14 protein-coding genes and 2 tRNA genes are annotated in these 7,950 nt (G+C 61.9%); 6 read left to right on the top strand and 10 right to left on the bottom strand.

Translation table 11 applies throughout. The features are described 5' to 3' along the window. Nucleotides 1–89: 89 nt before the first annotated feature. Together FHR21_RS18335 and FHR21_RS18330 are read right to left on the bottom strand one after the other, a co-directional pair. On the bottom strand, nucleotides 90–437 hold the full coding sequence (locus tag FHR21_RS18335; protein ID WP_184100965.1) for an Arm DNA-binding domain-containing protein: 348 nt from the start codon (nucleotides 435–437) through the stop codon (nucleotides 90–92). A 166-nt stretch (nucleotides 438–603) separates the two neighbouring features. Continuing rightward, nucleotides 604–694, bottom strand: a tRNA-Ser gene (locus tag FHR21_RS18330). Nucleotides 695–822: 128 nt separating this feature from the next. Here FHR21_RS18330 and FHR21_RS18325 point away from each other — a divergent pair. Further along, nucleotides 823–1,839, top strand: coding sequence for a peptidylprolyl isomerase (locus FHR21_RS18325; protein ID WP_184100963.1), 1,017 nt, complete (start codon nucleotides 823–825; stop codon nucleotides 1,837–1,839). Here the strand turns inward: FHR21_RS18325 and FHR21_RS21130 are convergent. After that, nucleotides 1,829–1,957, bottom strand: a complete 129-nt coding sequence (locus FHR21_RS21130; RefSeq protein WP_276569301.1) for a hypothetical protein — start codon at nucleotides 1,955–1,957, stop codon at nucleotides 1,829–1,831. The genes FHR21_RS18325 and FHR21_RS21130 overlap by 11 nt on opposite strands. A gap of 115 nt (nucleotides 1,958–2,072) precedes the next feature. Here FHR21_RS21130 and FHR21_RS18320 point away from each other — a divergent pair. The 5 genes from FHR21_RS18320 (at nucleotide 2,073) to FHR21_RS18305 (ending at nucleotide 3,852) form a co-directional block, all read left to right on the top strand. Then, nucleotides 2,073–2,147: transfer RNA gene (locus tag FHR21_RS18320), tRNA-Thr, on the top strand. 163 nt (nucleotides 2,148–2,310) lie between these two features. Beyond that, entirely contained in the window at nucleotides 2,311–2,487 is a 177-nt protein-coding gene (locus FHR21_RS21355) for a YodC family protein (protein ID WP_184100962.1), read from the top strand. Continuing rightward, the gene (locus tag FHR21_RS21350; RefSeq protein WP_420825297.1) at nucleotides 2,484–2,747 is read left to right on the top strand and encodes a DUF6953 family protein; all 264 of its coding nucleotides are present in this window, start codon (nucleotides 2,484–2,486) and stop codon (nucleotides 2,745–2,747) included. The genes FHR21_RS21355 and FHR21_RS21350 overlap by 4 nt, the downstream gene beginning before the upstream one ends. 256 nt (nucleotides 2,748–3,003) lie before the next feature. After that, nucleotides 3,004–3,318 (top strand): hypothetical protein, encoded by a 315-nt coding sequence (locus FHR21_RS18310; RefSeq protein WP_184100960.1) that lies wholly within the window; start codon nucleotides 3,004–3,006, stop codon nucleotides 3,316–3,318. A 312-nt stretch (nucleotides 3,319–3,630) separates the two neighbouring features. Beyond that, nucleotides 3,631–3,852 (top strand): hypothetical protein, encoded by a 222-nt coding sequence (locus FHR21_RS18305; protein WP_184100958.1) that lies wholly within the window; start codon nucleotides 3,631–3,633, stop codon nucleotides 3,850–3,852. Between the two features lie 128 nt (nucleotides 3,853–3,980). On the opposite strand, the gene FHR21_RS18300 is transcribed toward FHR21_RS18305, so the two are convergent. The 7 genes from FHR21_RS18300 to FHR21_RS18270 all read right to left on the bottom strand — a co-directional run bounded on the left by FHR21_RS18300 (nucleotide 3,981) and on the right by FHR21_RS18270 (nucleotide 7,861). Further along, nucleotides 3,981–4,550 (bottom strand): hypothetical protein, encoded by a 570-nt coding sequence (locus tag FHR21_RS18300; protein ID WP_184100956.1) that lies wholly within the window; start codon nucleotides 4,548–4,550, stop codon nucleotides 3,981–3,983. Next, nucleotides 4,550–5,584, bottom strand: coding sequence for a hypothetical protein (locus FHR21_RS18295; RefSeq protein ID WP_184100954.1), 1,035 nt, complete (start codon nucleotides 5,582–5,584; stop codon nucleotides 4,550–4,552). Before FHR21_RS18295 ends, FHR21_RS18300 begins: the two co-directional genes overlap by 1 nt. A gap of 282 nt (nucleotides 5,585–5,866) precedes the next feature. Then, the gene (locus FHR21_RS18290; protein WP_184100952.1) at nucleotides 5,867–6,220 is read right to left on the bottom strand and encodes a hypothetical protein; all 354 of its coding nucleotides are present in this window, start codon (nucleotides 6,218–6,220) and stop codon (nucleotides 5,867–5,869) included. Beyond that, nucleotides 6,217–6,588 (bottom strand): hypothetical protein, encoded by a 372-nt coding sequence (locus FHR21_RS18285; protein WP_184100950.1) that lies wholly within the window; start codon nucleotides 6,586–6,588, stop codon nucleotides 6,217–6,219. Before FHR21_RS18285 ends, FHR21_RS18290 begins: the two co-directional genes overlap by 4 nt. Then, nucleotides 6,585–6,971, bottom strand: coding sequence for a hypothetical protein (locus tag FHR21_RS18280; RefSeq protein ID WP_184100948.1), 387 nt, complete (start codon nucleotides 6,969–6,971; stop codon nucleotides 6,585–6,587). Before FHR21_RS18280 ends, FHR21_RS18285 begins: the two co-directional genes overlap by 4 nt. After that, complete coding sequence (locus FHR21_RS18275) at nucleotides 6,961–7,365, bottom strand: hypothetical protein (protein WP_184100946.1); 405 nt, start codon at nucleotides 7,363–7,365, stop codon at nucleotides 6,961–6,963. The genes FHR21_RS18280 and FHR21_RS18275 overlap by 11 nt, the downstream gene beginning before the upstream one ends. Next, complete coding sequence (locus FHR21_RS18270; protein WP_184100944.1) at nucleotides 7,355–7,861, bottom strand: hypothetical protein; 507 nt, start codon at nucleotides 7,859–7,861, stop codon at nucleotides 7,355–7,357. The genes FHR21_RS18275 and FHR21_RS18270 overlap by 11 nt, the downstream gene beginning before the upstream one ends. Nucleotides 7,862–7,950: the final 89 nt, after the last annotated feature.

Below are 7,950 nucleotides of genomic sequence, written 5' to 3'. Positions count from 1 at the left end.
GAGCTCGTCGAGCACGATCAGGTCGAGCCGCGACAGCTGCGCCGCCAGGGTCCCGCCTTTGCCGATCCGGGTCTCCTCTTCGAGGCGTGTCACCACCATTGCGCCTTGAAAACCTCATGCCATTCATTCGCGACCCTCTTGAACGTGCAGGCGGTCGCTTTGCGATTGGCTTCAATGGTCAGCTTCTTCACGATGGAAGGGTCTTGGCCGTCGTCGAGGATTGCGCGGGCTTCGTCCCGCTTCGCCCGCGCTTGGACAAGGCTCACCATCGGATAGATTCCGAAGTTCATGCTCTTCTGCTTGCCGCCATAGGCGTAATTCCAGCGCCATAGCTTACCGCCGTTCGGCTTGACCAGAAGATAGAGCCTGTGGCTGTCCGTTAGCTTGTAGGCTTTGTCGCGGGGCTTTGCGCTGCGTAGTTTTGCGTCATTCAACATTGCTTTTCTCCGAGGCCACGTTTTTGAACACCGGAGCCACGTTCAAAGCCCTCGCCGACGACGGAGGCCGGTGGACGTGGCTGGAACCCGATGGAGCCGAAAGCGTCGGTTTTATGGGAGAAAAGCAATCCCAGTGGATGAACGTGGACCTCTATGGAGGAGGTCCTGGCGGAGCGGGAGGGATTCGAACCCTCGATACGGTTTTGCCGTATACTCACTTTCCAGGCGAGCGCCTTCGACCACTCGGCCACCGCTCCGCTGCACCCGGTCGTTTCGTGCATGGCACAAAGCGTGAATCGGGTGCGTTACCAATTCGCACTGGAAGGCGCGCCCTAATCGCTCGGCGGGGCTTTCGCAAGCCGATTGGGCGTGGCAGACAGGCGCGATGACCCATCTGCTCCTCGCGGCCGCCGCGCTCGCGCTTCTTCCCGCTGCCCAGCCCCCCGCCGCGCAGCCCGCGCCGTCGCCGGGGCAGATCGTCGATGCGGCGAAGGCGGACGAGTGGATCGCCATCGCGCCGTCGGACTTGCTGGTCATGGACCTCGCCCCCGATACCGCCGGCGGGGAGCGCCGCGTCGTCATTCAGTTGATGCCCGCGCCGTTCAGCCGGGGCTGGATCGGCAACATCCGCAAGCTCGCCGCGGCGCACTGGTGGGACGGCACCAGCGTCTATCGCGTTCAGGACAATTATGTCGCGCAATGGGGCGACGCCGACGGCGAGGACCCGGCGAAGGCGAAGCCGCTGCCCGTGGGTTTGGCGACGGTGCCGGAGAGCGACTATGAACGGCCGCTGGACGACGAACTGCGCGGCGCGTTGCGGGACAAGATGAAAGCCGAAGAAGACGCATTGCTCGCGGCTTTCCGGCAGCCCGCCGACGTCCGGGCCGAGGCCGTTCGCAGGGCCATTCCCCGCGATCCCTATTCCGACGAGACCATCGCCTATCACGGGTGGCCGATCGCCGTGAACAGGGAGACGCAATCCGTCTGGCCCGTCCACTGCTACGCGATGGTCGGGGTGGCGCGCGATCTGTCGCCGAACACCGGCACGGGCTCCGAACTTTACACGGTCATCGGTCACGCGCCGCGCCATCTCGACCGCAATATCGCGCTCGTCGGTCGCGTGATCGCCGGGATCGAGCATCTGTCGAGCCTGCCGCGCGGCCCGGCCCCGCTCGGCGTCTACGAAGACCCGGCGCGGCGGGTGCCGATCGCTTCGGTGCGTCTCGCGAGCGACCTGCCCGAGGCCGAGCGGCCGCGCTTCGAATATCTGTCGACCGAAAGCGCCAGCTTCGCGCGCTATGCCGAGGCGCGCCAAAACCGCCGCGACCCATTCTTCATCCACCCCGCGGGCGGCGCGGACATCTGCAATATCGCCGTCCCGGTGCGCGAGATCACTCCTTAGCGGGAATTTCGGCCTTCGCTTCGCGCACCTTTGCCTTGCGCTTGCGCAGATTGGCGCGCAGCGCGTCGGCCAGACGGCGCTCGCGCTCTGCCTCGGCGGGGGAGGGGGCTTTGCTCATGCCCCGCCATCCGGCGAAATCGCGCGTCCGTCAAGCCTCGCACCTTGACAGGCGAGGGGCGCCCCGCCATAGGCCGCGCCTGCCCGGCGACGACGCGGTCGCACGGGCTCCGGCTGCTGCTGTAGCTCAGTGGTAGAGCGCACCCTTGGTAAGGGTGAGGTCGAGAGTTCAATCCTCTCCAGCAGCACCATTTTCTCCTTCATATTCAGGTAGATATTTGCTCACCGCGGGCCGGTTCGGGCAGTGCATTAATTCCCGGTAGCCAGGCGGGTAGCAGAGAAGGCTTGCCTGCCCGCTTGACAGCAAAGGGGGCCGTAACCACTCTCGAAACGGAGAAAACGAGGGGATGTCGTATGGCAGATGAACTTGAACCCGGAGATACTGTTCAACTGAAATCGGGCGGGCCGTTAATGACGGTGGATATAGTGCACAGCTATGGCGAAATTAGTTGCGTATGGTTCGCAGGGGAAAAACAACAATCACACGTTTTCCAGAAAACCTCACTAGTCAAATCGGAGGTTGAGACGTGACGCCGAATGAAGTGGCGGAATGGATGGTTTCAGAACTTTCTCAGCGGCCGACACTATATCAAAGCAGGGTGGCAGGACACGTTTTCCGTCACAATCCAGAACTGGTCTACCGAAATAGAAACGGCAACAAGGCGCTGCACAAATCTATCCTAGACGCTTTCCGAAAGTTGACGCCCGGCGATGAAATCGTTTGGTCGCGGTCGAGCCAAATGTGGCGTCATCGCAAGCCGCACGACAAACCGGGACGAATGCAGCGCTGAACAGGATACGGGTGCTTGCCTCCGACCGATCCACGGCAAGTAACTGAACCGGTCAAGGCGGAGCGAGCTGTCGCCCTCAACCTTGGCGAGCTTGGGTGAGTCACGGCAGTGCGGAGCTTCGGATATAGGTGGCAGGCGCTGCTATTTTGGCGGGCGCCAGCCGGAGCGGCGAGGATACCGATTGCGCTTACGTCTGCATTGGTGCGTTCCGTGCTGTACCGGTCGCCGCGCCTAGAAACGATTCGGGAGGGTATGCATGTCGGCCTTTTGGTGGGGTGTTTTCGGAACGACGATAGGCAGCGGCGTCACGCTGCTTGGTCAATGGATTAAGCACTGCTGGGAAACATCGAAGGCCGAAGAATTCGATAACAGGCGAAAGGCGATGCTGCGCAGTTTGCTCGACAAGCCGGGCTCTACGGGATGGCGAAAGATGGCGACGCTGTCAGGTGTTATCGGAGCAAGCCGAGAAGAGACGGCGCGGCTGCTAATAGAAATTGAAGCCCGCGGTAGCGAGACCGGGAACGACTCTTGGGCATATCTAAAGGACAAGCCTCTGCCAGATCATGACTGATGGGTGTAATCTAGGTCGACAGATATTGGGCCGCTTGGGTTGGGGGGATAAACTATGAAAGCGTCGACATTTCGATTGGTGATTGCGCTGCTCGCGGGCGTTGTGGTTTCTGTGTTCCTTTACGGAGAATATTCCGATCATCAGGCACGGGAAAGAGACATCGCCGACTGTATGAAAACGGGAGGCGGTGATTACGACTTTTGCGACCTGGCTGTAATGCGAGAAGAACGCCGAAATGCGAAATAGCGACTATATCGGGATGACCTTGGATGGAACGCCGGCGACGGCGGTGAGTGCAAAGAAGGCAGGTTGATGGACGCTGGAGCTATATGGGGCGGGGGCTTCATTCTTTATATTCTCGTCGGAGCCTTTGTGCTGGGTGGGCTGAATAACGGGCCAGAGCCCGAGGGGTTGCTGCCCGGTTCGGTGACCAAGCAGCAATGGGAGGCTCGCGAGGCGAAGGGCACAAAGCTGGGCATGATCTGGGTTGGTGGGCTGGTCGTTCTTCTGGGCGCTTGGGCGATCTTCCCTTAACCAGTGGTCAGAGGCATATCATGCACCGAAAGGGCTCCGCTGTAGTGCAACGGAGCCCTCCCGACGCAGATCCTCACTGCCACACAGAGTATATTGAGCACATAAAGCGAACCATGCTGCAATAGGGTCTATTTCCCCCAAGCCTTGGGGGGCTGGACTTTGACCGCACGGAGATTGGCCTTCTTCATCACGGTCACGTTAGCATCGGCCGCTTCGCCTTCCTGCTGATCAACCTCCTTCGCAGCCGAGCCGTCAATTAATCGCTTTTGAAGTCGGACAATATCAATATCGCGCCAAACGACATAGGCCATGCGCGCAGTGCACAACGCGATGAGCGCGCCGACGGCGCCGGAGGTTACGCGACGAACCCACTCCGGCCAAAGCGCAGCATCAATCTCGCCGACCACGGAAAGCGATACAAGTCCAGCAAGGACCGTCGCATTGAGTCCGAGTATCCAGCCGTATTCCGTGGTTACTCCGACGATGGCACTCGTCAGCTTCTTCCGCTCTTCGGGGTCGGCACTCTTCCATTCGAGGGTCGGCATCCCGCGATTTAGTCGGACGAATATGGCTGCGACCATGATAGACAAGGCAACTATTAGGGGCTGGAAAGCATCAAACAGACGCACAAGCGCAATCGCCCAAGCAAAGAGCCCGGCCGCCACGCATGTGACCAAAATCGTCAGTTTTCGGGCCATTAGGCCTTGATCTTTCCATCCTTCACAAAGCGGGCATACACTTCTTGAAGCTGATCCGCGACATTGTCGAACTCAAGCAGATTGCTGCCCTCGTGAGGCAGATGGAACGGCATCCGCGTTCGTAGGATGGCATCGCCGTCCCTGATTTGACCGTCCTTGCCTTCAATCTGAACCTTCGCGTCTGATTCGTCAGCGAGATCGTTCGCAATGGCTTGAAATTTCTTCTTAGATTCCTCTGTCCGACGACCTCGAACTTTTACGGATGCCTCGACGGAAAGATATTCCTTCGGGCCGAGACTTTCAATGAGTGACTCGGCCTGCTTATCGCCAAACAGCGCCTTCACAATGGGCACAGCCTGCGACATTTGAGCGACCTTGTCGGCGACTCGGCGCGAAGTTTTGACCTCTCGTTGTCCCGGTTCATTGGCGGCGGTGATCGCCTGCGGCGCGGACTTCCCCGACACGCGCAAATTCCTGATCTCGCCAATGTCGCCCGCCGTTGCGGCCTTATCGAACTCGGCATTGAGCGCAAATGACGTCGATGGGTCCAGCACAGCGCCGCGTTCTTTCAACAACCAGTCGAGATACAGGCGCACTAACTCCGGCGTCATGAGGTTGGTTTTCACGAAGAGGATATGATTGCCGATTGCGAGCCAATAGGCGAGGCCGCGAATAAACTGCGAGCCCTCCGGGGCTTCGCTCTCGGCCAGATCGTACACCGTAGCGGTAGTTAGGTCTGACAGCTCTATCTCTGACGGCTCCATTTTCAGAAGAGCTTGGAGGTCCTTTGCTTGAGCCAAGCACATCTCGCCGAAAACGGCCGATGAAAGATCGGCGACCTTATTTAGGAATATCTTACGCCCATCACCGTCGACGACATCGAAAACACGATCTTCGGGGCGCGACCATAGCGACGACTTCTTGACCGCGCTGTTGAGCGCTTCCCGGCACAGGGCTTCAAGTGTCTTGCCCTTTAAGGCCTTCGCGTCAGCGTCGAAGCGACGATAATGCACCATGTGGTAGGTTGTGCTCATTCCTTCCCCCGTCGATTGGTATTCGGATGCCCACGTTATTGCTCGCGGAACATGAAATGCCAAGTAATGAGGAAAGAAGCATCCAGTATGGCGCAAACTATATAGCGTAGGGACTCGCACTTGCCGCCTTCCCCCGGCAAGGGAAGCATAAGCGATTGCCTGGGCCTTCGCTGTCGAAGGGCTTGCGGCATAGCAGGCATGGTCGTCGCTGCGTCGGGACCCGCTCACCGTCGAGCCCGCGGGAGGGGCGCTGCCCACCCTGCCAAGGCCCGCGATGCTCATTCACCACCGCTGGTCGTGCGCGATGATGTCGGAGAAGGCGCAGTGGAAGCCGAAGGCCTGCGCCTGCTCGTCGGTCATCAACTGGCGCGCCTCCCACGTCGACGCTTCGCCGCGAACAGCGTCGACCCATATCGTGCGCTTGCCCAACGCCCAGCCGATGTAGCCGAAGAAGGCGGCGAACGGCGCCATCTCGACGCCATAGAGCTTCGCGAAGGCGAAGCAGTCGCGCAACGTCGGCCAGCGGTCGGGCTGGGTCACGATGGCATGTTCGAGACAGGCCCGATGCGCCGCCCGGGTCAGCGGGTCGAACAGCGCCGCATAGCCCGCCATGACGGTCTCGGCGGTCAGCTTCATGCCGCGGCGTGCCGCTTACGCACCTCGGCGGCGTAAGCGCCCACGCGAGCGACCTCCGAGGCGTGGGCGAGGTCGCGCAGCGCCGGGTCGGACGGTAGGCCTTTGAGCAGCGCCTGCTCGGGGGTGCATTGCATATCCTTCGCCAGTTCGGCGGCGCGGGCGAACATCGCGTCTTCATAGTCGGCGACGCCGAACTTCGGCTGTTCCCCGGCGGCGACCGCCGCGGCGTTCTTGCGGATTTCGGTCACGTCGCCGTCGGCGCGCTTGATGAGGACGGCGGTGGCGCCGACTTGGGCGGGATTATCCACGGAACTGATCTCCTTGATCTTGAGGTTGCTGACGATGTGGCGCTTCTGCGGGATGGTCATGCTCGCTTTCCTTTGCTGTCGGGAACGGCGTCGAAGTCGTCGGCGGACGTCACCGCGATGAAGTCGACGAGGGATGGCGCCTGCACCCGGGCAACGCGGATGCCCAAGGCGCGGGCGAGCAGCGGCGCCTCGGCCTCGACCTCCTTCGCGAGGTGGAAGGTGAAGGTGCGCTCACGGCCGCTGCGAAGGTCGCTCAGCATCCTCTGCTCGGCGAGCAGGTCGGAGCGATACAGCTTGTCGTTGGCGGCCTTGATGGCCTCCATCGCGCCCTCCGCCTCGCGGATCGCGGCAACGAAGTCGCGGGCGGCCTGATGGCGCTCGGCTACGGCCTCCTCCCGGCCGCGCAGGATGCGCTTCCGCTTCAGATTGATGCTAGCCAGCATGTATATCCTCCTGCTCGGCGGTGATGGGGTCCGCGCTGTTGGCGCCGTCGACACGCTCGCGGACCTCGTTGATGATTTGCGTCGCCTGCTGCGGCGAGAAGCCCGCGCCCATCAGTTCGGCCGACCGGGCGAGCCAGAAGCAGGCGTCGAAGGGCGCAGCGTTGCGCTCTCGCTGCGCGAGAGCCATGTCGAGCCGGTCTTGCAGGGTCTGGGGTGTCCGGCGGCCGTCGAGCAGCGCGTCGAGCCGCTCTAGGCGGTCGGCGGGGCCGTGCGCCGGGGCGGCGACGTCTTTATGGCGCAACAGGGTGATGCGGAGGCGCCGCCGCGCGTCCGGCCCCATAAGCCGGAGGCCGACGAAGAAGGCGAGATGGTCGAGCGCGGCGTCAGGCGTCATCGCTCGTGCCTCCCTCGATCACCTTCATCGGCGGGCGGAAGGTGTTGGCGAGGCGCAGCGCCACCGATGTCACGGCGTCGCCCAGCAGGCCAGCATCGACGTCGTGGGTCACGCGCTTGTTGACGTTGATCGACGCGGCGTCGCGATAGGCGGGCAACATCGCCCGCGCGCGAAGCTCAAGCAGCCGGTCGCTATATTTGCGGACGGTGCCGACCACCTGCTCGCGATATTTGCCGCCATAGACCGGCTCGTCATAGCCCTCGACCGCGCGGCGGTAGATTTCATGGTCGACCTCGGCACGGGCGGTTTCGAGCGCCTCCTCCCACGCGGCGGCGAACTCGGGGTCACGCTGCCGTTCGTTCTTGAAGGTCGACAGCGCACCTTGGACGCTCTGCGGCGACGCGGCCCGGGCCGCGCGCACAGCGATGCCGTGGCGCGCGAGTTCGGTGAGGAATGCGGTTTTCCGCTCGGGGGTCAGGGGAATACCGTTTGACATGACCCTGAGTATAGCTGCGACCGCCCGAAAGGGGGCGGTTAAGGCTTGAACGATTGCCGCAATTTCGCGACCTCGCTACCCCGGCGGCA

Source organism: Sphingopyxis panaciterrulae, assembly GCF_014199295.1.
Taxonomy (GTDB): Bacteria; Pseudomonadota; Alphaproteobacteria; order Sphingomonadales; family Sphingomonadaceae; genus Sphingopyxis; species Sphingopyxis panaciterrulae.
Note: the sequence above shows the minus strand (reverse complement) of the source record. Positions and strands in the feature narration are given on the sequence as shown.